A 24,292-nucleotide genomic window follows, 5' to 3' on the forward strand; every position below is an offset into this window, starting at 1 on the left:
TGTATCAGAGTATATCTATAATTCTTGACAGAGTCGATATAAGGTCATATCCATCCCAATAGAGAGAAAAATCTAATGTCTTACCAATTGGCACAATTCTGTCAAAACCTTTCAATCCACTGCCAATAAAGCTTTTAAAGACTTGTTTATCAAATCCGTAATATGACAGAGTTTGATATTTTTGATTTATTATAGGTATTATCTCCTCCAAGGATTCTGCCGAGTATTCATAAAAGTATCCTCCCTGACAGCGATATTCCTCTATCCCTTCGGATAATTTATTTAACTTGGCTCTTATAATTAAGTTATCTGGCATTTCGGCTTCGATTATATCCATGTTAGCAGCCGCAGTATAGAATGTTGCAAGCTTGTCTACCGCCTGCACCGGCTGCAATTTATATTGCGACTTAACAATTTTATATAACTCGCTCCAAAACATTTCCTTTGCATCCCCAATAGTACGCTCCTGGCCTACCCAAACTATGAAGTGTGGAGATGTACATGCATTTTGATCAAAAAGATAGGTATCATTATAAAAATCCTGAGCTACCTTCTTTGGATTTTCCTCCATACGATATTTCTCCGAGTCAATAACGCTTATAGAATACCTATCTGCAAAAGTTATATCAAAAGCTCTGGGTTTCAATGGCACTTTTCTGAGTTCCCAAATAGTATTGTCCCCTCCCCATATTATTCTGACATCACATATTGAAGACAGGTACTGATTAATTTCATCATCTTTGTCATATTTTACAAGGGTTACAAAATCCCTGTACTTCTCAAACTCTTCCATCTCAAGTACAGATATAAGAGTATCGCAAATTATGTTAACCTGTTCAAAACTCTTTGTTGGCAACCTTATTATATTTATGTTTCCGGCTAAAAGACCTGCAACCATTGAATATGCAAAATTCACCGGTACATTTGATGGGGCTATATGAAGTACAACTCCTCTGCCCAATCTCAAATCCAAAACCCTTTCTTTCTTCATTAACTCAATATTGCCTTTTCGGCACCAGAAAGCGAATGCTGCAATATCCGAATATTTTTTTGATTCCGGATTATTTAAAAGCGCTTTGGATAATATGGACAGTAACCTACATATGCCATCGTCAAATGGCTTAACAGAAGGTATCAACCCCAATTTGTCCAAGTCAGCGTTTAGCGGAAATATAAAGTTTAATTTGTCATATACTATCCGGCTTCTATCTGTATTTAGTCTCATAGGTATCACTACACCCCCTGATTTCAGCATTTTTTAACCTACCGATTATCCTGAAATACTTTCCCAATCTTCCGCAGGGACAATCATCCTCTCCAAGAATTACACCCTCATCCTCTGTCAATAAAACATGTCCTGGATAGCTGCCGGGAAGCACAGATACCACTTCCAAAATCCCCTTTTCCCCGTTCTCACATGGTGAAAAATCAATATGCCTGCGGGTTATGACATCGGAAAAAACAGATGTATGTAAATGTCCTTCTTCGCACTCAATATATATTGAACCAGTTTGCTCAACCATTCCATAATAATCGTGTACACGTTCAATACAGCAAACCTCATTGAGGCTTGTTTTAAATTGTTCAGGAGATACAGCTTCAGAAAGCAACTTTTTCCAACCTCCGCCATGCAGCAAAATACCTTTTGACAAATCAGGCCTGAAGCCTGTCCTCATAAGTTCCTTATAGAAGTGCTGCCATATCATAAATGTAAAGCCAAAAAGAAGTATATTTTCATTTTCATGTTTCTCAAGGAAGTCTCTTATTTGGTCAACCTGAAGTTGCATATCATCATCAAGCGCATATAACTTATCACTGCCAAACATTGAAAAGCCAAGTATACCTGCTCCTCTTGCGGAAAACATGTTTCGATTCTTTATAACTGCAGAAGAATCGAGAATAAGCATAGGAAGCCTTTTTGTTCCTATTAATGACGATACAATTTTTACTAGAACCTTTTGTTGGTTTGCAGAAGTTTCCTTGTCCAGAAATATTTTTGAAACCCTTTGACCGGTGGTACCAGAGGACGTCATTGTCTTTACTACCTCGGCCCTGTTTATACTTAAAAGTTCCATTTCCTTAAAAAGCCGAACAGGTAAAAAAGGTATATCAATGTAATCGTGTATATTAGTTATATCAACTTGCCTTGAGTCCAGCATCTTTTTATAATCAGCACATTTATTATAATGCTTTACAGTCAAATCACACAGAGCTCCATTGAGAAAATTTTTCTTTTTTTCTCTGTTAAGTGAGTACGGAGGGATATTAATATAGTCTGCTAAATCAAACATAACTGTCTCCTTTACAGATTAGAATAAATAGTCTTTCCAGCTTCATTTTTAGGAATTTTGTCTATGAGTATTACCTCAAATCCCAGAGGATTAATTCCTGTTATTCCGGCAATATAGTTTCGGACTTCTTCTTCTTTTCCTGGAGCTGTTATATATATCTTCATTTTGTCATCTTGTCCAGCGCAGGCACAATCTGCTACAATATCTTTCAATAATCTTTCTGTTTCATCAAGATTTATTCTATTTCCAAACAATTTTATAAATCTTTTCTTTCGTCCGGTAATATAGTAAAATCCTTCATCATCCCTCATGACCACATCTCCGGTATACAGGATGCCGCCAAATTCATCACCTTTTTTAAGATCCTCACCTGCCTCAGCATAACCAAGTGTTACATTTGGGCCTTCATATACAAGTTCTCCAGAGATATTTGCATCAGAAATAGTCTCTCCTGCTTCACCAACAATTCTAAACTTGCCTCCTGGTATAGCAATTCCCATACTCCCGCACTTTTCAATTGAATATTCATGAGGCAAATATGACATTCTAGCTGTTGCTTCAGTCTGCCCATACATGACAAAAAACCTTTTACCGGTATTTCTACTGTATACCGCAAATTCCATTGCCAACTCAGTAGAAAGCCTCCCCCCCGCCTGCGTTAAGGTTTTTAATGAAGGCAAGTTCATATTAAAAAACCTAAGTTTCTTTAACATTTCATAGGTATAAGGTACACCTCCAAAAGATGTAGCCTCCCTATCCCTGAAAAACTGCCAGAATTCTTTTTGCAATAGCGTTTTGGTTGTTAATAGTATTGTCGCTCCCGCCAAAAGATGACTATTTATTATAGACAAACCGTAAGTGTAATTCATAGGCAAGGTAGTAATGGGCCGTTCACTTTCATCTATCTTGAGATATTGAACAATGGCCGCTGCATTTGAATCAATGTTTTTATAACTTTGGCGTACAAGCTTAGGGCTCCCTGTGCTTCCAGAAGTTGTAAGCAGCAGGGCAAGTTGGGGATTAAGCTCAAATGTTTCTTGAATACCTGTTTTATATAAAACATAGCCATACCCTGTATATACTTCCGATAATTCCAACTGTAAAAATTGTGTCAAAATACAACTGCTCTTTGACTCAGACATCCATAAATACTCGGGCCGATATGTCAATACAAGCTCTGAAAGCATTTGCTCGTTTATATCCTTATCAACCATAAACGTAACAATATTATTTTTTAAAAATGAAATATACCCTAAAAGCGTACCTAGGGTATTTTCACACAGGCAAAATACCAGGGTTCTATGCCCTATTTCAGAGTACAATTCATCTGAAATACAATCAGCTTCACCGTATGTGATCTCTTCGCCAGTTTCTGAAATTGCTGCGATGTTATTTTTATATTTATTTAGATTTTTATAAAAGCTCATAATTGCCTCTTTATTTGAATGCTATATAGAATTATACCTTGATAATATTTTATCTGCTATTTGTTCTGGTAAAAGACCATTTATCTCAAGCATATATTTATATTCACCGGCGTACTTAAATTTGTCTTCGGTTCCGATTATCAAGTGGGGAGGTACATTTTTTTTATTACTGTTATATTCCGCAATAGCTCCTCCGAGGCCGCCAACTACACTATGTTCCTCTACTGAGACAATAAGTTTTGAATATGAAGAAATTTCATCCAACACATCAGCGTCTATAGGCTTAATTGTGTGCATATTAGTCACACCCACCGATAGTCCTCTGTTTTCGAGCAACTCCGCAGCTTTAACTGAATTGTATACCATAGTCCCAGCAGCAAAAATATTGATATCCGAGCCATTTTTTAGCTTAACAGCTTTTCCAATCTTAAAATCATATTCATCCTTATAGACTATAGGATTATTCATAGTTCCTGTAAGCCTTATGTAAACCGGTCCATCATAAAGAGCCGCTGCTTGTACAGTTTTAAAAGTCTCAGAAGAATCAGCCGGAGAAATCACTGTAACATTGGGGATAGCTCTTATTATGGCCAAATCCTCGACGCCATAATGGGTATTGCCAAACATCCCCATTGCAAAGCCTGATCCTAAGCCTACAACTTTCACATTTGATTTCATATACCCCAGAAAGTGCCTTATCTGTTCACAAGCCCTCATGGATAAAAAATTTGAAAATGTCGTGACAAAAGGTACCTTCCCTTCATTTGCCAGCCCCGCTGCAATACCAACCATATTTTGTTCAGCTATACCTACATTTATAAAACGGTCGGCAAATGCTTCTCTAAACCTATCCAACCCTGACGTATTGCACAAATCGGCCGATAAAGCAATAATATTATTATTATCGTTTGCAATCTCATGCAGTGCGACACCAAATGCACCTCGGGAACCCAGCTTTGACAGCATCCTCGAATTTATAGAATTAATTATCACTTAGGTGAACCTCCTTAATTGAAATCTCACTTAAGGCTTCATCATATTGTAACTGAGTCAATCTGTTGTGATGCCATTCGTTATTGTTCTCCATAAAGGAAACTCCTTTTCCCTTTACAGTACGTGCTATAATTACTCTAGGCTTATTTTTAATGCCGGGCGCCTCAAAGGTTTCGATTAATTCCTTAATGTTATGTCCGTCTTCAACCATCCTTACATCCCAGCCAAAACCTCTCCATACTTGTTCAAGATCTATTCCTAGTACATCTGATGTCGGTCCATCTGACTGCAAAGAATTAGCATCTATAATGGCAGTAAGATTTGATACCTTATTATGTGCCGCAAACATAGCCGCTTCCCATACTGAACCCTCATTACATTCACCATCTCCCAGCAGTACATAAACATTATAGGGACAGTCACTCATACGTGAGGCAATAGCAAGTCCTATACCATAAGACAGTCCCAGTCCAAGGCTGCCACTGGAATATTCAATTCCCATGTCATAATTCATGGAGGGCTGTCCAGGTAAATAGCCCCCATTTTGTTCAAATGTGAATAATTGTTCCTCAGATATTATACCTGCTGCTTCAAGCGCCGTATAATACCCTAACGTACTATGTCCTTTACTTAGTATAAATCTATCTCTTTTCCTGCTTTTATAATTATTCTTATTATAATTCATAACATGTCCGTAAAGGGTTGCCATAATTTCTATTATGGATAGTCCCCCACCCAGATGGGAACCATTATTCCCTGCAGCTAATGCCATCTTCAGTGCATTTTTTCTCATATGCATAGCCATCTTCCTGCAATGTTCCAAAGCCTCTACCCTTGTCATTTAAGACCTCCATCAACACGAATCACTTGTCCGGTAACATATGATGATAAATCAGATGAAAGATATACTGCTACGTTTGCAATTTCTACCGGATTTCCAGCTCTCTTCAAATCACTTCCAATAATACTCTCATTAATAACATCCTCTGGCATGCTGGAGAGCATATCTGTCTGAGTAATTCCGGGGGCTATAGAATTGGCACGCACTCCATGTTCACCAAGTTCCTCGGCAATAGATTTTGTCATACAGATAACCGCCGCTTTTGATGCACCATAAACCGATTTACCTGCATTCCCATCAATTCCTGCTGTCGAAGCAATGTTGACAATACTTCCATGCTTTTGCCTAACCATCAACTTTGATATATACTGGGTAAATAAAAACATTGAGAAGAAATTTATATTAAATGTTTCCTTTAGCTTTTCAACAGAAGACATTTGGAAAAGTGCGTTATAAGTGATACCAGCGTTATTAACCAGAGCATGTATGGGCCTTCTATCCATTTGAATTTTTTTAACCGCGGCTTTTATCTGGTTCTCATCTGATAAATCAAAATAAACAGGCCAGATTTCAACTCCGTTTTCATTTGCTATTTCCGCAACTGTAGCTTCAAATTCAATTGAACTTTTTCGAGCACAAGCGTAAATATTTGCACCATTCGAAGCAAAGCACTTTAACATAGCATACCCTATTCCACGATTGCAACCTGTAATTATTACATTTTTACCACTTAAAAGCATCTTTTATTCTCCTTGTTATTTATTACTATTAGCCTATTCCGCCGTCAACCCTGATAACCTGACCAGTAATATAAGAGGACATATCGGACGCAAGAAACAAGATTAACCCTGCAACATCTTCAGGAAGTCCAAAGTGTTTTACGCTGCTTTTACTCATCAATCTCTTTATAGCTTCTTCTGGCAATTTCTCTGTCATTTCTGTTTTTATAACACCAGGAGCGACAGCATTAACCCGGACTCCAGACGGAGCCAGCTCAGAGGACAAAGTTTTCGTAGCAGCAACCATCGCCGCTTTCGATGCAGAATATGAAAGTTGTCCAGGATTTCCATCAAGTGCAGATATACTCGATATGTTTATAACAGATCCCGATTTATTTTTCAGCATAAGTTTAGTAATATACTGGGTTAAATACATCTGTGAAAAAAAGTTTACCTCAAAGATCTTTTTCATACTATCCATTGTTATCATATGGAAAAGTGCATCCTGAGTCATACCGGCAATATTAACCAGAACATCTATCCTTTTCTTGGATGCTTGAATTTGCCTCACTGCTGCCTTGATTTCATCCGTATTACACATATCAAAATACAGAGGAGTTATATTAATGGCATAATAATCCTGTAGTTGTCTTATATGCTCAGAAATACCCTCTGATTCATATTGAAAACATGCAAAAATATCTGCACCATTTTCGGCAAACAGTTCCATTGTCGATTTGCCAATTCCCTTCAAGCAGCCGGTTATAACTGCGGTTTTTTTGTCAAGTAGCTTAGAACTCAATGTCATACTTCTTTAAAATCTCCTTACCTTTTGTATAAGAGTTAAAATCAATTATATCATCCGTGTCCATCATTATGTCATAGGTCTCTTCAAGGGATGCCATGAGCGCCATGTGGCCAACAGAATCCCACTCTTTAATACTTTGATATTCCAAATTATCTAATTGCTCTTCCTTTACTCCAAGTACTTGCTTAAATGCTTCGTTATACTTTTCAATGCTATTCATATCATTTTTTATCCTTTCGATAATTTATTCTTTTATCTCATTCTCCGGGCAGGATTTCCAACATAGGTACCAGTTTCGGTAATGTTATTGAGCACAGATGAAACAGGAGCTACGACAGTACCGGAACATACTTTTATGCCCTGTAAAATAAAAGCTCCAGAGCCTATTTCGCAGCCTTCTTCTAATAAGGTATTACCAGCCGCCATGGAGTTTGTAAACATTGTACAATAATCCCCGATACTCGCATCATGACCTACTGAAGCGCCTGTATTGAGCAAAACTCCCTTACCGATATTTATATCAACTGTAATAATGCTATTATAACAAATAATGCTTCCCTCACCAACCTGAACTGATTCATCAACCCTTACCGTCGGATCTATCAGTGTCGCAAGGTGTACATGTTCTATTTGGGATACTTTTTCGTATATCAACTTTCTTACACTGCTCTTACCAATTGCGCAAGTAACAAACAGTTCTTTATTGTAGTCTTCAATCCATTGACTCCCCCCAAGAACTTTAAAACCCGCTACCTCTTCTCCCCAAGATTCTTTGTAATCAACAATAAAGCCTAACACATTCCATGTATTTTTCTGTTTGTTTATATTTTTAATCATCCATAGTACTTCACGCCCTAGTCCGCCAGCACCGTATATTACTATATCCTTCATCTTTGTACCTCATATATAAATATCTTTCATCTCATTATATAGCCTTTATTCAGAAAAATAAAGCTTCTGGTATCAAACAATAGCCAAAGCGTCTACAATTTAAGCTTACTTGTTCTTCTTAAGGCGGGTTTATGGAACAAATATTATTATATCAAAAAATTCAATTTATTTTATATGTACATAATGCAATTGTTATAGAATTTATCAAATATTTAGTGCTATAATGTTAAAGTACAAAATAGAAGAGGTGAGGCAAAAAATGGACAACCGCATTTATCTTTCTCCTCCACATATGAGTGGAAATGAGTTGAAATACATTCAGAAGGCCTTCGATTCAAACTGGATTGCCCCTTTAGGACCTAATGTGGATGCTTTGGAAAAAGAAATCAGCTCATACGTTGGTGTAAAATATGGACTAGCTTTATCATCAGGAACAGCAGCGATACATCTTGCACTTAAATATTTTGGTATTCAGCAGGGAGACCTTGTTTTCTGTTCAAGCCTTACCTTTTCAGGAAGTTGTAATCCCATAGCATATGAAAAAGCCACGCCCGTATTTATTGACAGTGAGCCTGATAGTTGGAATATGTCCTCCCAAGCTCTTGAAAAGGCCTTTCACTGGTCCAAAACTTGTGGGAAACTTCCAAAGGCCGTAATAATAGTCGATTTGTATGGTCAAACAGCCGACTATGATAATCTTCTTTCAATATGTGATTATTACAAGGTTCCGGTTATTGAAGACTCTGCTGAAGCACTTGGTGCTTCATATGGTAATAGTGGCAGTAATACTGACTGCAAAACAGTTAATAAAGGGAAATGTGGTTCATTTGGCCACATTGGAGTTTTTTCTTTTAATGGAAATAAGATTATTACAACTTCGGGTGGTGGAATGGCTGTCTCTGATGACGTTGATGCCATCAATAAAATGAAGTTCTGGGCCACTCAATCAAGAGAACCTGAACTTTATTATGAACACAAGGAAGTAGGCTATAATTATAGAATGTCAAATATTTGTGCAGGTATTGGCTTGGGACAGATGACATTTTTAGATAAGAAATTTTCCAGGAAGAAGGAAATTTACCGCAAATATCAAGAAGCATTTGCTGATATTGAAGAGATAAAAATGATGCCTATTTTTAAGAAAGGAGAGCCTAATTATTGGCTTTCAGTTTTTACTTTGGATAAAGCCTCAAAAGTACTGCCAATTGAAATCATCAGCAAGCTTTCCGGCGGCAATGTAGAATCTCGTCCTTTATGGAAACCGATGCATCTTCAGCCGGTATTCGAGAGTACTTCATATTTCAGTTATAAGGATGATACCGATATTTCGGCTACTCTCTTTGATACTGGTGTGTGCCTGCCGTCAGGCACCGATATGACCGCTCAAGAGCAGGATTATGTTATTGATTTAGTCAGATCGGCCTTCAAAGTTAAATAAACTATTGATTATTATAGGGAAGGAAAGGTTTCATTGAATATATTATTTTTAACAATTGCCTATCCTGAGAGCGCTGAGGATACAAATTTATATACTGACCTGATGCAGGAATTATCTGAAAGGGAAAACAAAGTATATGTAGTTACTTCCTGCGAAAGGAGACATAGAAAGAAAACAACTCTAGGCTATAAAAATGGTATTAGTGTCTTAAGAGTTAAGACCGGTAACCTTACAAAAACTAATTTTTTTGAAAAAGGTATTTCTTCGATTCTTTTGGAAAGGCAGTTTAAAAGTGCCATAAATAAGTATTATGAGAATATAAACTTTGATTTGTTAATATACTCTACTCCGCCTGTAACTTTTAATAGCCTCATTAAGTTTTTTAAAAAAAGTAGCTCCGTCAAAACATATTTACTTCTAAAGGATATTTTCCCTCAAAATGCTGTTGATTTAGGATTGCTCAAGAAGAACTCCTTATTATACAGGTTATTCAGAAATAAGGAAATCAGTTTATACTGTCAATCAGATTTTATAGGCTGTATGTCACCCAATAATGTGAAATACCTCCTGCAGAATAATCCATTTTTGAAAAATAAAATCGTGGAAGTATGCCCTAATAGCATTTATCCAGATAATAATCCAATTAATGATAAAGACAAACAATTGTTAAGAAAAAAATATAACATTTCATCAGAGGCAACCATATTTTTATATGGCGGTAACTTGGGAAAACCACAAGGAATACATTTTTTGTTTGATATAATAAAATCTCAAAAAGACAATAGGAAAGTTTTCTTTATTATTGTTGGTTCAGGTACTGAATATGGTAGTATAAGACAAAATATAAAACAGTATGATATTAATAACACTCTACTACTCGAACATTTGCCAAAGAAAGAGTATGATGCTCTTGTGCAAGCCTGTGATGCCGGATTAATCTTTTTAGACAGGAGGTTTACCATACCTAATTTCCCTTCCAGACTCTTATCATATATGCAGTATTCGTTGCCTGTTATAGCAGCTACCGATAAAAATACAGATATAGGCAGAATAATTCAAGATGGCAATTTTGGATACTGGTGTGAAAGTGAAGATTTAGATTCTTTTAATAGTATAATTAACTCTATAGTTTCTGATAAGGACGCGCTTAAATTACTAGGCATCAATGCAAGAAATTACCTGCTGGAAAACTATACTGTTAAGACCTCCTGTGACATAATTTTAAAGCACTTCACTACATAATATCTGATATAAACGACCATGTTGCTAATCAGTTCTAATCATTTAAGTATATTTGTATACATCTGGCTATAATAATTTAAATATTCTCCATTTAGTATATTTTTTACCCAATCATGGTTTTTTAAATACCACTGTATAGTATCAATGATTCCAACCTCAAAAGAATATTCCGGGCACCATCCCAGTTGAGTTGTAATTTTTGAATTATCTATGGCATATCTCCTGTCATGTCCAGGCCTATCCTGTACATACTTTATAAGCTTTTCCGGCTTATTCAATGATTTTAAGATAAGTTTTACAATTTCTATATTGGGCCTCTCATTATTCCCCCCAATATTATAAATCTCACCGTTTATTCCCTTGTGCACCACTGTATCAATTGCTGAACAATGGTCAAATACATGCAGCCAGTCTCTGATTTGCATTCCGTCTCCATAAACCGGCAGCTCCTTATCATTTATACAATTGTTTATCATTAGTGGAATCAACTTCTCAGGAAACTGGTTGGGCCCATAATTATTACTACAGCGGGTAATATTTATCGGCAAGGCAAACGTCTCATGATATGCCCTAACCATCAGATCCGCACTGGCCTTAGAAGCAGAATACGGACTATTTGGCTGTAAAGGCATAGTCTCGACGAACTTTCCACTCCTTCCTAGTGCCCCATAGACCTCATCTGTAGATACCTGCAAAAATTTGACTCCAGATTTGTACTTTTTGCAGTATTTATCTCCGGGATTAATCTTCCAGTAATTTTTAGCGGCTTCAAGTAACACTTGAGTACCCATTATATTTGTTGTTAAAAATATTTCCGGTTCAACTATACTTCTGTCAACATGACTTTCAGCCGCAAAGTTGACAACATCTGTGATATCATTTCCCTTAAATACTTTGTCAATTGCTTCCCTGTCTCTTATATCAGCCTTTATAAATTTGTAATTGTGCGCCCCCTCTACTTCTCTTAAGTTACATATATTACCGGCATAGGTTAACACATCGACATTTATGATTTTATAATCAGGATGTTTTTTTAACATCATTTTAACAAAATTGCTACCTATGAAACCAGCACCGCCTGTAACTAATAAGTTTTTCATATTACCCTTCTCCTCTAAATGTTATTAACTAACGATAAAATATATTGCCCGTAGTCTGTCATACTAAAGCTCTCCCCTACAGCCATTAGTTGCTCCCGGCTAATGAATCCCCGGCGCCATGCAATTTCCTCTAAACAGGCAATATAAAATCCCTGCCTTGATTGAACCGCCTCAACGTACTCCGCAGCTTTAAGAATACCTTCAGGTGTTCCGGTATCCAGCCATGCCATGCCCCGGCCAAGTAGCATTACATTCAGCTCACCATTTTTTAAATATACGTTATTAACGGATGTTATTTCTATTTCACCTCGGTCAGAGGGTTTGACGTTTTTAGCGATTTCAACAACCCTATTATCATAAAAATATAAACCGGGAACTGCATAATTTGATTTTGGATTTTGAGGCTTTTCTTCAATAGAGATTACTTTATTATCTTTGCTAAACTCCACAACACCAAAAGAACGCGCATCCTTTACTGGGTATCCAAATACTGTGGCACCGGTTTTTACCGACTTGGCTTGATTAAGCACCCTCGTTAAGTCCTGCCCATAAAACACATTATCCCCTAATATAAGACAAACATTATCCTCTCCAATAAAATCTTCCCCGATTATGAACGCATCTGCAAGACCCCTTGGAGTTTCCTGAACTTTATAACAAAAAATAACACCAAGTTTCGAACCATCACCCAGTAGCCTTTGATACAAGTGTATATCTTCTGGCGTTGATATGACCAAAATTTCCTTGATTCCAGCAAGTAATAATACTGACAGTGGATAATAAATTAATGGTTTATCATAAATCGGTAACAATTGCTTAGATACCACTTGTGTTATCGGATATAGGCGTGTCCCTTTTCCGCCTGCCAGGATAATACCTTTCATACTGCCACCCCCATTATTGGTATTTCATACTCTATTAATAATTATATTGCATATTCTATCTACATCATCAAACTCTAAATCCGCATAAAGCGGTAAAGTAAGTACCCGTTCTGATATATATCTTGCAATTGGTGTACTTTCAGCATCATATTGATACCTGTAACACTCAAACGTATTGGTAAGCGGATAGAAATACTTTCTGGCGAATATCCCCTGAGCCTTTAATCTATCAAATATATCATCCCGTATTAATGCCCGACCAGAAAATACTATGGGGAAATATGCATAATTGCTATTAACCCCAGCCTGTGGTTGAACTAGCTTTATTCCGTCAATACCATGGAGCCTTTCCCGATATCGCTCAACAATTAACCGTCTTTTATTAATTTCATTATCTAAATTACGTAAATTACAGATACCCATGGCAGCTTGAAATTCATTCATTTTAGCATTACCTGCAATATATTCAACTGACTCCGCCCCAGTAATACCAAAGTTCTTTAAGGCATTTATTTTCTCATTTAATGTTTTATCCTTAAATGTAACGGCTCCCCCCTCTATAGTATGAAAAACCTTTGTTGCATGAAAGCTGAACATTGAAATATCACCAAAACTTGCAACTCCTTGTCCTTCAACAGTAACTCCAAAAGCATGTGCCGCATCATAAATAACCTTTAAATTATACTTTTTTGCAATCCTGTCAATATCTTTTATGTTGCATATATTGCCATATACATGCACAGGTACTATTGCACAGGTGTTTTCTGTAATCAGGCTTTCCAGCTTATCAGTATCAATCGTATAGTCAGCTTGACTAATATCACAAAATACCGGCCTTAAACCATTTCTGACTATAGCATGTGTCGTAGAGACAAAAGTAAATGGTGTTGTTATAACTTCTCCTTTAAGTTCCAAAGCCGCTATTGCACTTTCCAATGCCAAATGCCCATTAGAAAAAAGAATGACATTTTCGACATTCAAGTATTTGGCTAACTTTTCTTGAAGTTTTCTATGTTTTACACCCATATTCGTCAGCCAACGGCTATCCCATATATCTTTTATTTCGTGAATATATTCTTCAAATTCCGGCATTGAAGATTTGGTTACCTGTATTGGTTTTTTCATTGGTTTTTCCACTGAAGACCTCACTTTTTCTGAGTTTTCTGTTATTTTCACCGAACTATTTGTATAAACAGCATGAGTTCTTAATCATCTCTTTTACAAGTTCTGAGTCAGCCCAAACACTGATTGAATTTTATATTATTCACTTTTATCCAATCACATGACCAATTAATTAAATAGCTCTTATCCCATGTAAGAGTTGGTTATGTCAGAATATTTAAAGTACATTTTTCAATGTAGCCTTAGGACATCCCTTTTTTATAGATGTCTCTTATAGCTGAAAGAAGATATGTAAAACATTCCAGCCTCAATATATACGCCATGAAAAAATAAACTACAACTCCAATTATAACTTGAAGTACCAAGGTTAATACCATAAATAGATTCAGAAAGTTTACACAATAAGCTGCGATTCCCATAATCAAAGATAATCCCAACGCAGGCATAATATCCTTCAACTGCTCTTTGTAGCTATAGTTTAATAATTTTAAGTTTGGATAAGCATTTAAAAAAGTACATATTATACCGACAAGCAACATACCGAGTGCTATTGCATATACCCCATAAAAAACTGTGATAACGAGAATTATTACTCCTATTATTTTTTTTATTATTTCCAGTTTTAAAACAATATCACTTCTCCCTAATGCATTAATTGCCTGTAAGTTAGCTTGATGCACCGGATATAAAGCATACACGGCACAAGATATCTGGAGAAATGAAACACTTGGTACCCATTTATCCGTCAGCAAAACAATTATTAGCGGTTTAGCAATGACAGCTAAACCGACCATTAATGGGAATATTAAAAAGGTACTGGTTATTATGGAACGCCTCATCATATCTTTTACTCTTTGTTTATTATCCTGCTGTTGGGCCAGTGTCGGAAACATTACTGACTGTATTGATGTATCAATATTAGATATAATTAGTGATGGAAATTGTTCTCCTCTATTATAATAAGCCAGCATCTCTGCATTGTACATTTTTCCAATAATCAGACTTCGAACATTTGTGTAAAAATTATCCAGCAAAGACGCTGCTAATAGTTTCCAGCCAAATGAGTAAAGACCTCTGACTCTATCTATGGAAAATATTAACTTTGGCCTCCACTTAACAGTAAACCAAAGAACGACTGCAACAGTAAATTGATTTATGATTTGCTGGGCTACCAAAGCCCATACACCGAAGTTCATATATGCCATAGCTATGCCAATTGCCCCGGAAACCATGGTTGATATTAAACTACTATAAAATAGCATTTTAAATTGCATATTTCTAGCAATTATGGCATTTTGAATGGAGTTGAATGCCCCTAAAAATAAAGCTGTTGATAATATTCTTAACACAGGAATAAGTTCTGGTTCATTATAAAAAGAAGCTATTACAGGAGAGATAAAAAAAAGAACTGTATATACAACCCCTGCCATTACAACACTTAAATAAAATACAGAAGAAAAATCAGTATCATCTGCATCTTTCTTCTGTATAAGAGCAGTATTTAAGCCACTTTGTACAAATACATTGGCAATTATTGTAAAAAGGGAGACCAGGGCAATGACACCATATTCTTCAGGCAACAGAATTCTGGCTAATATTATCTGTACGAGAAATTGCACCCCCTGAGTACCGCCCCTCTCCAAAATCCTCCATAAAAGTGATATTACTATTTTATCCCTTGTTATTTGATTGCTCATATTATCTTATTAACCTTCCATCTTGTAACTAATCTGAAATAGCATTTTTAAGAATTCTGTCCAGTTCTTCCACGCATTTTCCATATATCACTAATGCTTTTTTATCTAACAAAGCTTGAAACCGCTTTTCCACGCTCAATATACCTAGAGTTCATACACATTATATGTAAATATTTAAAGTTCTTATTATACATGCCGCCTCCAAAGCCTTTAACACTTCTTTAAGAAAATATTTTTTTTATTACCTTTTTAACAGATAACAGTGGTAGCAATAAAGCAAACATAACTATTGTCCTATTAGGAATTAACTTAAGGGAAGATAAAAAGTTTCTAAATTCATTATACCTTATAGCGTAGATAAATACAGAAATAGAGCGTTCTAAATATTCTCGTGTAAAATCATATTTATATTTAAAGTGCTCATTTATGGCATTTATCAACAATATGTGGTCATTATATTGTTGTATGGGATTTCTCAAGGAATTATAATTACTCTCCCCTTCTATGCTTCTGCACCTATATACTGACATCACTTCATCTAAAATTCTAATTTTGCCGTTATCCAGTAACAGCATACACAATGTTAGATCCCCAATATATTTATGCGCTTTATATAATATTGAAAAATCAAAATATTTATTTAAATAAATATTCCTGTAAACTGTGGCTACTGCCGAAAAGTAATGGCCCCTGAGAAACAAGTCACTCGTTACATCTTTACCAACGATTCTTCGTGATTTTGGATATCTTGATAAGTATCTCCCTTCGAGATCTCTTGCTTCAATAATATGGCTGACTCCTAAATATTCACCATTCTTTTCAAGAAAATCAACCTGTTTTTGAAGCTTATACTCATCAATCCAATAATCATCGCCCTCCAGGCAAGCAATATATTTCCCATCAGCCTTTTGAAAAATATTATAGCTATTCTTAGTCCCGCCAATATTTTGTTCATTAAAAATCAATATAAATTTATCAGGATACTTCTCTTTATACTCAAGCAGAATTTCCCTGGAACTGTCTGTTGATTTATCTTCGCCAACTATTATTTGGTATTCAAAGTTTACTTTCTGCATCAGAATACTTTCAATGGCTTGTCGTAGGTATTTTTCGTGATTATATACAATTAAAGCAACACTCACCATCACTTTATACTCTTCCAAATTTAGTTCCTCCATATAATAAGCTATAGTAAGTTCTGAATATTAAAAACTCAGCATATTTCATTATATATGCTTAAAAGTGTATCAAGGTTTTCCTTCCCGTTATTGACTTTTAATGCATGCTCTCTCGCGTTTGCTGAAAATTTAAGTGCTATCTCCTGATTTCTGAAAATTTCACATACATAATACGCCAACATATATGGTGCATCATGCTGATATAAGTACCCGTCTACTTCGTGATTAATTCTATCTATTACTCCACCTACATATGAAGCCACACAAGGAACCCCTAATAATTTTGCTTCACTCAGGGAATTTGATTCATTTTCAATTGTGGATGCTGAAACAAATACATTGGCCTTTAAATAATGTTCGCACATTTGCTTTTCATCTAAATGACCAGTAAATACAACATTACTTTCTACGTTGTATTTTTTTATTAATTTTTTAATATATTTATTATAATACGTTAAAGATAAAGTACTTTTTAATGATGAGCCCTTTAGTATATTTTTACCTCCTATATAGATTTTAGTATCAGGGAACTCTTTCAATATAATTGATAATGCTTCAATAACATAATGCAGTCCTTTAACCGGATAGTGTCCCTGGCTTAAAAAAATGGAGTATTTCTCACAATAATCAATACTCCATGTATGATTATAAAATTCATTTCTTAATGTCTCATTACAACAATAATATTTTGCGCCCGGATTAATTTGAGAACAGCAGGCTTTATCCCATGTAGTTCGTCCAATAATATGTCCAGCTTTTTTTATTGTCTCAATTTCATTTTTGCCCCTGTTTATAAATATTTTCCTTAACCCAATTACACTGTCCCTCAATATTATATTTCTAAGAGTACGGGAATAAATGACTTTTACAGGCAAATCCGCCAAAACATGCTTGGCGATAATTGATACCATCCCCTGAATTGACACAACAGTGCTGACTTTTTTATTGTTACATGTATTAAGCATTGATAACGATTGTGCCATTTCAGTCCCATGTATATGCACGATATCAGGATCTGAATCATTAATAATTTCCATAAACACAGGATTTAAAAACAGCATTTTTTTATTATTGTCTCTTACCTCTTGAAATACATAATATTTTATATTTTGTCCAAATAATTTTTTATAACCATTAATCCCTTTTTTAGGAAATGCAATTGACAATTCCACTCCCTCAATACCGGATAACAGTTGAGAGGTACTCATTAGCCATCCACCTAACTGAATAGGCTTCTCGTTCATTAATAAACTTGCTTCAGGTAAAGGTATATTAATCAACCATAAAATTTTCATATGATAAGTTCCCCTTACATCCATTCTAAGAAATATGATAAAGTATAATTTCTTGTTATGCACAACACTATTTACTTATCATTCTTTTAAATTATTTTTTAGAAAATTATTAATTTTTTCTCCTTGATCTTGATATCTCTTACTTCTTGCGAATTTTTCAGCCTTTCTTCCAATTTCAGTTCTCTCTTGTTGAGGCATGTTCATTATTTGTTTTAGCCTTTTATATATTGTTTCAGGTCTGTTATTCTCCAAAAGTATGACATAGTTTTCATATTCCTTTGGTATCCCTGGCAGCATCGTAGTAATGATTGGAGTACCAGAAAGCATATATTCTAATGTTTTTGAAGGAAATGAGTATTTTACATATTCATCCTCATCTGAACGAGCATTAATCAGGAAATCAGCACCTCTTTGAATTTCTAATACTCTTTCATTTGAAACAAAGCCATTAAAACTAATTCTTTTATTTAAAGAACAAATATGCTTAAGCTCTTCTTCATAGTCTCCGCAACCATATATCTCCAGTACTATATCTTCGTCTTTTATTAAGTTAAATCCTTCAACAATATTATTTATTCCATATTGTCGACTAACAGCTCCGGTATAAAGAACTTTGGTAAATTTTCCGTCTGCCTTTTCCGGCTTAGTAACGGGAATATCATTTTCATCTATTATTCCTTCGATAACCAAATAAGGTCTGTCTGGGGCAAAATCTTCTGCTAAATACTTAGTCAGTACTATAACCTTAGATGCATGCCTCATAAAAAATTTAGAGACTAAAAACTCTGCTGTTCTCAGCTTTGATTTCAAAAAGCTTTCTCTGCTGTTCCTAACTGACGGCATATCAGTCCAAACACCAATATAGTCAATATTGAATATTTTTGAAATGATATACCCTGTTACCATAAACGGGACATGAACGGAATATACAATTACACCACCTTTGTTATCAATCCCTTTATACTTTTTTAACCCATAGTAAAAAGCTGATAAAAACCTTGAGATTATTTTTAGCAGACCAAAATTCAAAAATGGAATCTCACATATATTTATTTCTTTATTACAAATGTTAACCGTCCAACTATTTCCTTTAACTTTTTTTCTCGAAAAATAGGGATAATCAGAAACAGGCCTTGCTGAAATATATGTAAAATTAAAAATATCCCTAGCCTCCAAGCTTTTAATTAAATTCCAATTAAACCTGTGGGTTTGAATGGCCGGAAATCTATCATTTGTTAATATATCTTCCAATTCGCTATCTGGAACAGCAAAGCCAAAAACCAGAAAGTTTTTTTTCATTAATATTTCCCCCAAACTACTCTATTTACATAGTCGGTATAAGAAATAAGTAATCTAAGCACTTTCTCCGAAACATTAGGCATACAGTAATCCGCAACTTTTCTAAAGTGTTTATCTCCACCTGATTCCAGTATTTCTAATCCCTGCATTATCCTATCCTTATCCAGCCCGACCATCATTACAGCCGTCTCTTCCATAGCTTCCGGCCTTTCATGCGCTTGTCTCAGATTCAGTGCTTTAAATCCAAGAATTGAAGACTCCTCACTTATAGTTCCGCTATCACTTAATGTTGCCTTAGCCTTCATCTGTAATTTAACATAATCAATAAATCCATGAGGCTTCATTAGCGAAACCAAAGAATTGAATTTGATTCCTTGTTGCTCTATCCTTTTTCTTGTTCTCGGATGGGTGCTAAATATTATTGGAAGATTATATCTTTCTGCTACCGCATTTATACTTTCAACCAAATCTTTAAAATTTTTATCAGAGCTTATATTTTCCTCTCTGTGGGCTGAAACTACAAAATATTGGCCCTCCTCCAGGCTAAGTCTTTTCAAAACATCTGACTTTTCTATATCTTCTATGTTTGAGTTTATGACTTCAAACATAGGGCTTCCGGTTTTTACGATTCTATCCGCCGGAAAGCCTTCCCTTAACAAATATTCTCTTGCAATGTCACTATATGTCAAATTAATATCTGATATGTGATCTACAATCTTCCTGTTTGTTTCTTCAGGTACTCTTTGGTCAAAGCATCTATTTCCAGCCTCCATATGGAAAATCGGGATATGCCTTCTTTTTGCAGCTATTGCAGCTAAACAACTATTTGTATCTCCGAGTACTAAAAATGCATTTGGATTTTCTTTTTCAAGTATTGGTTCGATTTTTACAAGGATGTTCCCAATAGTTTCAACTGCTGTACCTGTTGCTGCATCAAGAAAATAATCTGGCTTTTTCAAGCCAAAATCTTTAAAAAATACTTCATTTAACTCGTAATCATAATTTTGGCCAGTATGTACCAAAATGTGTTCTATGGACTCTGAATTATTAAGTCTATTTATAACCGCCGACAGCCTGATAATTTCAGGCCTTGTTCCAACAACCGTCACAACCTTAAGCTTTTGCATCTTTAAACCTCCGAAACATATGTGTCCGGCCTTTCCGGATCAAAATACTCATTTGCCCACATAACTGTTACCATGTCTGTCTCGCCCAAATTGATAATCTTATGGATATACCCTGGGGGAATATCTATAACTTCTAACTTATTTCCGCTTACATAATACTCAATAATTTCTTGGCAATAAATTTTTCTGAACTTAATAACGCCCTCTCCACTAACAACTAGAAATTTTTCGTTTTTTGTATGATGCCAATGGTTGCCTTTGGTAATCCCAGGCTTTGAAATATTTATAGAAACTTGTCCCCTGTCCGGAGTTTTTATAAACTCGGTAAACGATCCTCTATTATCTACATTCATCTTTAAAGCATAACTGAACTTGTCTTCAGGAAGGTAGCTTAAATAAGTGCTATACAGTTTTTTTACAAATTGATCTGACATGTCTGGGATATACTTGCTACTGCGAATTTCCTTAAATGAATATAACAATTCAGATAATGCTCCCAGCTTTATATTGTAAATAGGTTCTATAGAACAATATCCATCACGGCTATTTCCCCAATTTTTTAATACTTTTATAAATTCTTTAACAACATCATCTATATAAACTAGCTGTAGTTCAGTTTCTGCATTATTTATTACAATAGGCAAACCACTTGCTATATTGTTGCAGAATGTCGCCACAACACTGTTATAATTTGGTTTACACCACTTACCAAAAACATTTTGCAATCTATAAATAAACACTTTTATGCACCTATCATTGCTATATTGCAATAAAATCTCTTCTGCAGCCTTTTTGCTTATTCCATACGGATTATCAAGCTCTGCCTGAATAGATGAGGTTACTACAATCGGACAATTATTTTTATTTTTCTTAAGCAGTTCCAATAACTGAGAGGTAAACTCACAATTTCCCTCAATAAAATCCTTTTCTCTTTGTGTCCTATTTATGCCTGCAAGATGAAAAACAAAATCACACCTTGTTGTATATTCATCTAAAAATTCATTACAGGAGTCTTTATCATATTCATATATTTCTAAAAACCCTTCATTTTTTAGCTGAGTAACAAGATTTTTACCTATAAACCCTCTAGCTCCAGTAACTAATATTTTCATTTTATTAATCTCCAAGCATCGATTTCCTCCCTAATGTACTGGAGTGTCAAAAGCTTTTCTTTTACTTCTGCTACATTAAGCAACCTGGTGTTATTAGAGTTATACTCTGTCAATTTCGACCTTTCCTTATTCCCGTCAATGAAATATTTATCATAATTTAAATCTCTATTATCTGCCGGTACCTTATAAAATCCGCCTAGATCAATTGCATTTTCACATTCTTCATTTGTAAGCAAGGTTTCATACATCTTTTCTCCGTGCCTTATACCAATGATCTTAACATCTTTCTCGTAGTCAAATAACTCCCGCACTGCTTGTGCCAGTACTCCAATTGTGCATGCAGGAGCTTTTTGAACCATTATATCTCCACTTTCAGCATTTTTAAATGCAAAGAGTACTAATTCAACCGCCTCTTCAAGGCTCATTATAAATCTTGTCATTTCCGGTTCTGTAATTGTCATAGCTTGTCCGGACTTTATCTGATCTATGAACAAAGGAATCACACTTCCCCTGGAACACATAACATTACCATAACGCGTACCGCAAATTGAAGTTTTTTGTGAATCCACCGTTCGTGACTTTGCAACAAAAACCTTTTCCATCATTGCCTTTGATGTACCCATTGCATTTACTGGATAAGCGGCTTTATCTGTTGAAAGACATATTACTTTTTTGACGCCTGCTTCAATAGCAGCAGTTAGTACATTATCTGTTCCTAGCACATTCGTTTTTACTGCCTCTAAGGGGAAAAATTCACAAGATGGCACCTGTTTTAGTGCAGCCGCATGAAAGATATAGTCAACACCATACATAGCATTTTTTACGCTTGCAATATCACGTACATCGCCAATATAATACTTTATCTGTTCGCTTCTATATTCTTTTCTCATATCATCTTGTTTTTTTTCGTCTCGGGAGAATATGCGTATTTGACCTATGTCAGTGTTCAAGAATCTCTTAAGTACAGCATTTCCGAAAGATCCTGTACCACCTGTTATAAGTATGGTTTTATCTTTAAACATGTTTATGTCTCCTTGGTTTTTTCTACACTTAAATTAGTTGAAGCAAATTTATTACTGATGTATTTTTCTGTGACAGTTGACTATATTCTTCATTACTAAGTACAATAATAACTATCTTATCCTGAGTATTTTTAAAAGAATCATGGATGTCAAAATCAGAACAATGTCTATCAATAAGTTTTATTTTATTATTTTTAATCTGCATAACTGCCATTTTAACCAACTCGCTTATTTCGTCATGTTCGAGAACTATATATATACTGTAGTTCTGCTCTAACATATCTATTAACAAACTTTTTATTTTCTTTGTTGTTTCAATTATGAAATCATAATGTAATTTTATATAAACTCTTGTCTTTTTTACCTTTTCAGCGACTCCTGCCGGAGTGAGCATATAGGCAACCCTGTTCATAGGTATCTGTCTAATCTTAATAAGACCCTCATGCACCATTTTGTTTATTAGCAAATTAACGCTGCCTAAAGAAAGTTCCGCTTTCTTTGACAGTTCCCGCTGAGTTATATTTTCATTTTTTTCTATTTCATTAAGTAAAATATATTCTTTGTCCACCCAAAATCTCTCCTGTGTTCAAATATTGAACACACTAATTATATTCCAATTGAAAAGCCTTGTCAAATAAATAAACACCAGATTTAACCTCTGGTGTTTTATTTCTACTTACTCAAATACTTGGAAAATTCCAGGCTCTGCATATATAAGTTTAGCTTGGCTTTTAACAATAATATTTCAGCGTTGTCTCTTTGTGAAATATACTCTGTCATACTCGTGTAATCGATAGTCCCAAGTTTATACTTTTTCTGGGCGATATCCGCGTCTTTTTTAGCTAAATCATACTTTATACTGTTGATTGACACGTCATCACTACTATTCAACAGGGTGTTGTAATCTTTTCTTATATTACTTTCAACGTCTGAAAGTGCATTGTTTATTTTGTATGAACTATTGGCAATAGTATCCTCTAATGCCTCCTTGCCAGGATAATTCTTATTGTTTGTATTATCATTTATGTTTTTCAGCCCTATTTTGGCTTCTTCCAGCTCATTTTTCAGTCTCTTTACTGACATGTCTGTTTTTTGATTATTTAATATAAAGGTGTCTATCTGTTGGCTGTCAAATATTATATTGTAATTAACTCCGGGTATGTCAAGTTCGGTCAAAACTATTTCATTGTCCAGCTTATTTCCTAAAAGTGCGTTCAGACCTAATAATGAATTTTGCCGTTCTCTTCTTAACTGTTCCAGATTAAAATTCTCAATATCCAGATTATCTTTAATACTTTCATACGCAGAACTTGTTATTTTTCCCGACTTAAGCTTAAGCGCCGCAGTTTCCAATTCCTTCTTTGTATTATTGACAGTCTTAAGCTTCAAGTCAAATTGTTTGTTTAAGATAAGTAAGGTAAAATATTTTTCAGTTAAATCCGATTTCAGGTTCCGAATTGTTTCTTCCTTGCTACTTTTCATGTATGTAAGAGAATTGAAGCTTTGCACCGGATATAATAACTCCTGATTTCTATATTCAATCTGTTCAACATCACTTCTTCCAACATTGTATTTCGCATCCACAGCGATGCTGCAAACATTATAGTACCTATCTTGTGCTGTTTTTATTTTTGCATCCTGAGTTTTTAAATTTTCATTTACACTTATCATTAAATCTAAAGCATATTTATAACTTATTTTATCAGGACTTTCTGCAAATGTAATATTGGCCGAAATAGTAAATATTAAACTCAATACCAGAAATATAGCTTTTTTTCCCAATTTTCTCATTATTTCACCTCGTTT

General features: G+C 35.0%; 23 protein-coding genes. 2 read left to right on the forward strand and 21 right to left on the reverse strand.

Annotated features, from left to right (window positions below; all coding sequences use genetic code 11):
- Positions 1-4: 4 nt before the first annotated feature.
- The 9 genes from CLHUN_RS12460 to CLHUN_RS12500 are packed head-to-tail and all read right to left on the reverse strand — an operon-like array spanning position 5 to position 7,970.
- Positions 5-1,225 (reverse strand): acyl-CoA reductase, encoded by a 1,221-nt coding sequence (locus CLHUN_RS12460; protein WP_165755741.1) that lies wholly within the window; start codon positions 1,223-1,225, stop codon positions 5-7.
- Positions 1,206-2,291, reverse strand: a complete 1,086-nt coding sequence (locus CLHUN_RS12465) for a LuxE/PaaK family acyltransferase (protein WP_080064925.1) — start codon at positions 2,289-2,291, stop codon at positions 1,206-1,208. The genes CLHUN_RS12460 and CLHUN_RS12465 overlap by 20 nt, the downstream gene beginning before the upstream one ends.
- Positions 2,292-2,302: 11 nt before the next feature.
- Complete coding sequence (locus tag CLHUN_RS12470) at positions 2,303-3,718, reverse strand: AMP-binding protein (RefSeq protein ID WP_080064926.1); 1,416 nt, start codon at positions 3,716-3,718, stop codon at positions 2,303-2,305.
- 21 nt (positions 3,719-3,739) lie between these two features.
- Entirely contained in the window at positions 3,740-4,684 is a 945-nt protein-coding gene (locus CLHUN_RS12475; protein WP_080065021.1) for a transketolase family protein, read from the reverse strand.
- Between the two features lie 16 nt (positions 4,685-4,700).
- Positions 4,701-5,552: a transketolase gene (locus CLHUN_RS12480; protein WP_080064927.1), complete on the reverse strand. Its 852-nt coding sequence runs from the start codon at positions 5,550-5,552 to the stop codon at positions 4,701-4,703.
- A complete protein-coding gene (locus tag CLHUN_RS12485; protein WP_080064928.1) occupies positions 5,549-6,292 on the reverse strand; it encodes an SDR family NAD(P)-dependent oxidoreductase in 744 nt (247 codons plus the stop codon). Before CLHUN_RS12485 ends, CLHUN_RS12480 begins: the two co-directional genes overlap by 4 nt.
- 28 nt (positions 6,293-6,320) lie before the next feature.
- The gene (locus tag CLHUN_RS12490) at positions 6,321-7,079 is read right to left on the reverse strand and encodes an SDR family NAD(P)-dependent oxidoreductase (RefSeq protein WP_080064929.1); all 759 of its coding nucleotides are present in this window, start codon (positions 7,077-7,079) and stop codon (positions 6,321-6,323) included.
- Positions 7,063-7,299: an acyl carrier protein gene (locus CLHUN_RS12495; protein WP_080064930.1), complete on the reverse strand. Its 237-nt coding sequence runs from the start codon at positions 7,297-7,299 to the stop codon at positions 7,063-7,065. Before CLHUN_RS12495 ends, CLHUN_RS12490 begins: the two co-directional genes overlap by 17 nt.
- A 32-nt stretch (positions 7,300-7,331) precedes the next feature.
- Positions 7,332-7,970: an acetyltransferase gene (locus CLHUN_RS12500; RefSeq protein ID WP_080064931.1), complete on the reverse strand. Its 639-nt coding sequence runs from the start codon at positions 7,968-7,970 to the stop codon at positions 7,332-7,334.
- 259 nt (positions 7,971-8,229) lie between these two features.
- Between CLHUN_RS12500 and CLHUN_RS12505 the strand changes: the two genes are divergently transcribed.
- Positions 8,230-9,408, forward strand: a complete 1,179-nt coding sequence (locus CLHUN_RS12505; RefSeq protein WP_080064932.1) for a DegT/DnrJ/EryC1/StrS family aminotransferase — start codon at positions 8,230-8,232, stop codon at positions 9,406-9,408.
- A 33-nt stretch (positions 9,409-9,441) separates the two neighbouring features.
- Complete coding sequence (locus CLHUN_RS12510) at positions 9,442-10,650, forward strand: glycosyltransferase family 4 protein (protein WP_080064933.1); 1,209 nt, start codon at positions 9,442-9,444, stop codon at positions 10,648-10,650.
- Between the two features lie 38 nt (positions 10,651-10,688).
- Here CLHUN_RS12510 and rfbB read toward each other — a convergent pair whose 3' ends face one another.
- From rfbB to CLHUN_RS12570, 12 genes are all read right to left on the reverse strand, one after another.
- Positions 10,689-11,750, reverse strand: a complete 1,062-nt coding sequence (gene rfbB / locus CLHUN_RS12515) for a dTDP-glucose 4,6-dehydratase (RefSeq protein ID WP_080064934.1) — start codon at positions 11,748-11,750, stop codon at positions 10,689-10,691.
- 14 nt (positions 11,751-11,764) lie between these two features.
- Entirely contained in the window at positions 11,765-12,634 is an 870-nt protein-coding gene (gene rfbA / locus CLHUN_RS12520; protein WP_080064935.1) for a glucose-1-phosphate thymidylyltransferase RfbA, read from the reverse strand.
- A 24-nt stretch (positions 12,635-12,658) separates the two neighbouring features.
- The gene (locus CLHUN_RS12525; RefSeq protein WP_080065023.1) at positions 12,659-13,759 is read right to left on the reverse strand and encodes a DegT/DnrJ/EryC1/StrS family aminotransferase; all 1,101 of its coding nucleotides are present in this window, start codon (positions 13,757-13,759) and stop codon (positions 12,659-12,661) included.
- Between the two features lie 239 nt (positions 13,760-13,998).
- A complete protein-coding gene (locus CLHUN_RS12530) occupies positions 13,999-15,453 on the reverse strand; it encodes a lipopolysaccharide biosynthesis protein (protein WP_080064936.1) in 1,455 nt (484 codons plus the stop codon).
- A 221-nt stretch (positions 15,454-15,674) separates the two neighbouring features.
- A complete protein-coding gene (locus CLHUN_RS12535; protein WP_165755742.1) occupies positions 15,675-16,616 on the reverse strand; it encodes a glycosyltransferase family 2 protein in 942 nt (313 codons plus the stop codon).
- Positions 16,617-16,666: 50 nt separating this feature from the next.
- Complete coding sequence (locus CLHUN_RS12540) at positions 16,667-17,926, reverse strand: glycosyltransferase family 4 protein (RefSeq protein ID WP_080064938.1); 1,260 nt, start codon at positions 17,924-17,926, stop codon at positions 16,667-16,669.
- 78 nt (positions 17,927-18,004) lie between these two features.
- The gene (locus tag CLHUN_RS12545; protein ID WP_080064939.1) at positions 18,005-19,225 is read right to left on the reverse strand and encodes a glycosyltransferase; all 1,221 of its coding nucleotides are present in this window, start codon (positions 19,223-19,225) and stop codon (positions 18,005-18,007) included.
- Positions 19,225-20,352 (reverse strand): non-hydrolyzing UDP-N-acetylglucosamine 2-epimerase, encoded by a 1,128-nt coding sequence (wecB, locus tag CLHUN_RS12550; protein WP_080064940.1) that lies wholly within the window; start codon positions 20,350-20,352, stop codon positions 19,225-19,227. Before wecB ends, CLHUN_RS12545 begins: the two co-directional genes overlap by 1 nt.
- Before the next feature lie 2 nt (positions 20,353-20,354).
- Positions 20,355-21,479, reverse strand: coding sequence for a polysaccharide biosynthesis C-terminal domain-containing protein (locus CLHUN_RS12555; protein ID WP_340148336.1), 1,125 nt, complete (start codon positions 21,477-21,479; stop codon positions 20,355-20,357).
- On the reverse strand, positions 21,461-22,486 hold the full coding sequence (locus CLHUN_RS12560; protein WP_080064942.1) for a polysaccharide biosynthesis protein: 1,026 nt from the start codon (positions 22,484-22,486) through the stop codon (positions 21,461-21,463). Before CLHUN_RS12560 ends, CLHUN_RS12555 begins: the two co-directional genes overlap by 19 nt.
- Before the next feature lie 28 nt (positions 22,487-22,514).
- A complete protein-coding gene (locus tag CLHUN_RS12565) occupies positions 22,515-23,054 on the reverse strand; it encodes a winged helix-turn-helix transcriptional regulator (protein ID WP_080064943.1) in 540 nt (179 codons plus the stop codon).
- Positions 23,055-23,158: 104 nt separating this feature from the next.
- Positions 23,159-24,277 carry a TolC family protein gene (locus tag CLHUN_RS12570; RefSeq protein WP_080064944.1) on the reverse strand — a complete coding sequence of 373 codons (1,119 nt, stop codon included), beginning with the start codon at positions 24,275-24,277 and terminating at the stop codon, positions 23,159-23,161.
- Positions 24,278-24,292 lie beyond the last annotated feature (15 nt).

Origin of the sequence: Ruminiclostridium hungatei (genome assembly GCF_002051585.1) — a bacterium.
GTDB lineage: Bacteria > Bacillota > Clostridia > Acetivibrionales > DSM-1351 > Ruminiclostridium > Ruminiclostridium hungatei.

Excerpts from the sequence above, each read along its gene's own strand:
- CLHUN_RS12460 (WP_165755741.1), bottom strand. The coding sequence starts at position 1,225 with ATGAGACTAAATACAGATAGAAGCCGGATAGTATATGACAAATTAAAC.
- CLHUN_RS12465 (WP_080064925.1), bottom strand. The coding sequence starts at position 2,291 with ATGTTTGATTTAGCAGACTATATTAATATCCCTCCGTACTCACTTAAC.
- CLHUN_RS12470 (WP_080064926.1), bottom strand. The coding sequence starts at position 3,718 with ATGAGCTTTTATAAAAATCTAAATAAATATAAAAATAACATCGCAGCA.
- CLHUN_RS12475 (WP_080065021.1), bottom strand. The coding sequence starts at position 4,684 with ATGCTGTCAAAGCTGGGTTCCCGAGGTGCATTTGGTGTCGCACTGCAT.
- CLHUN_RS12480 (WP_080064927.1), bottom strand. The coding sequence starts at position 5,552 with ATGACAAGGGTAGAGGCTTTGGAACATTGCAGGAAGATGGCTATGCAT.
- CLHUN_RS12485 (WP_080064928.1), bottom strand. The coding sequence starts at position 6,292 with ATGCTTTTAAGTGGTAAAAATGTAATAATTACAGGTTGCAATCGTGGA.
- CLHUN_RS12490 (WP_080064929.1), bottom strand. The coding sequence starts at position 7,079 with ATGACATTGAGTTCTAAGCTACTTGACAAAAAAACCGCAGTTATAACC.
- CLHUN_RS12495 (WP_080064930.1), bottom strand. The coding sequence starts at position 7,299 with ATGAATAGCATTGAAAAGTATAACGAAGCATTTAAGCAAGTACTTGGA.
- CLHUN_RS12500 (WP_080064931.1), bottom strand. The coding sequence starts at position 7,970 with ATGAAGGATATAGTAATATACGGTGCTGGCGGACTAGGGCGTGAAGTA.
- CLHUN_RS12505 (WP_080064932.1), top strand. The coding sequence starts at position 8,230 with ATGGACAACCGCATTTATCTTTCTCCTCCACATATGAGTGGAAATGAG.
- rfbB (WP_080064934.1), bottom strand. The coding sequence starts at position 11,750 with ATGAAAAACTTATTAGTTACAGGCGGTGCTGGTTTCATAGGTAGCAAT.
- rfbA (WP_080064935.1), bottom strand. The coding sequence starts at position 12,634 with ATGAAAGGTATTATCCTGGCAGGCGGAAAAGGGACACGCCTATATCCG.
- CLHUN_RS12525 (WP_080065023.1), bottom strand. The coding sequence starts at position 13,759 with ATGAAAAAACCAATACAGGTAACCAAATCTTCAATGCCGGAATTTGAA.
- CLHUN_RS12530 (WP_080064936.1), bottom strand. The coding sequence starts at position 15,453 with ATGAGCAATCAAATAACAAGGGATAAAATAGTAATATCACTTTTATGG.
- CLHUN_RS12540 (WP_080064938.1), bottom strand. The coding sequence starts at position 17,926 with ATGAAAATTTTATGGTTGATTAATATACCTTTACCTGAAGCAAGTTTA.
- CLHUN_RS12545 (WP_080064939.1), bottom strand. The coding sequence starts at position 19,225 with ATGAAAAAAAACTTTCTGGTTTTTGGCTTTGCTGTTCCAGATAGCGAA.
- wecB (WP_080064940.1), bottom strand. The coding sequence starts at position 20,352 with ATGCAAAAGCTTAAGGTTGTGACGGTTGTTGGAACAAGGCCTGAAATT.
- CLHUN_RS12560 (WP_080064942.1), bottom strand. The coding sequence starts at position 22,486 with ATGTTTAAAGATAAAACCATACTTATAACAGGTGGTACAGGATCTTTC.
- CLHUN_RS12570 (WP_080064944.1), bottom strand. The coding sequence starts at position 24,277 with ATGAGAAAATTGGGAAAAAAAGCTATATTTCTGGTATTGAGTTTAATA.